This window comes from Psychrobacter sp. H7-1, from assembly GCF_904846585.1.
Lineage (GTDB): Bacteria > Pseudomonadota > Gammaproteobacteria > Pseudomonadales > Moraxellaceae > Psychrobacter > Psychrobacter raelei.
Map to the genome: position 1 here is coordinate 1 of NZ_CAJHBH010000098.1, position 1,072 is coordinate 1,072.

At 44.2% G+C, this 1,072-nt stretch carries 1 pseudogene and 1 other annotated feature; the pseudogene reads right to left on the bottom strand.

The features are described 5' to 3' along the window. A pseudogene (locus JMX92_RS13320) lies at positions 1 to 1,043 on the bottom strand (IS3 family transposase); the annotation flags it as partial. Further along, positions 652 to 768, bottom strand: a sequence feature (AL1L pseudoknot). (Overlaps the previous pseudogene by 117 nt.) Positions 1,044 to 1,072: the final 29 nt, after the last annotated feature.

A 1,072-nucleotide genomic window follows, 5' to 3' on the forward strand; every position in this document is an offset into this window, starting at 1 on the left:
CTCCGTTTTATAAAGCCCGTTAACCGTTTCAGCCAATGCATTATCGTATGAATCACCGGTTGTACCAACAGATGCAATAACGCCAGAATCAGCCATCTTATTAGTATAGCGAATGGATAAGTACTGAACGCCGCGATCACTATGATGAATCACGTCTTTTGGGTTATTTCTGTCTGCAATGGCTTGATTTAACGCTGCCATCACCATATCCGTGTTCATTCGATCTGATACTTTCCAACCAACGATAGCGCGAGCAAACACATCAATGATAAAGGCAGTATAGACCCAACCACTCAATGTTTTAACGTAAGTAAAGTCAGCAACCCATAGCTGGTTAGGTCTATGTGCACTGAAATTACGATTAACTAAGTCGTCTGCCCGTATTTGATCATCACGAGACTTAGTGGTTATCTTCCCCTTACCTCGCCAAATACCTTGCATGCCATGCTGACGCATTAACCGCTCTACAGTGCAGCGTGCAGGATGTATACCCTCTGCCTTCAACTGTTTCCAGACTTTACGAGCGCCGTATCGGCATTTGCTGTCCTTCCAGATACGTTTAATCTCACCTAGATAGAACTCATCATGCTGACTACGCTGTGAACGCTTTTCAGGTTTTTCTTCTAGCTCTTTAGCACGATAGTATGTGGATGGAGCAATCGGTAATACTCTACAGATTGGCTCGACTCCATATTGTTGTTTATGATCTTCAATAAAAACAACCATTACTTGGGTTTGCGGTCGAGCTCCGCCTGGGCGAAAAAAGCGGCTGCTTTCTTTATAATCTCATTGGCTTGCTTTAACTCTCTGTTCTCACGTTCAAGCTCTTTGATACGCTCGGCTTGGCTTTGAGCTTGAATATTTGCAGGAATGGTCTTATCTACGTGCTTTTTATGCCATGATCGTAGGGTCTCAGGCGTACAACCTATCTTTGGCGCTATGGCTTTGATGGCTGACCAGGTGGATGGGTAGTCGTCTTTAGCTTCAATTAGCATACGGACGGCGCGCTCTTTCATTTCGGGGGTATAGTTTCGTGTTTTCATTGTCGTATTCTCTCAGATAAATGAGTCTC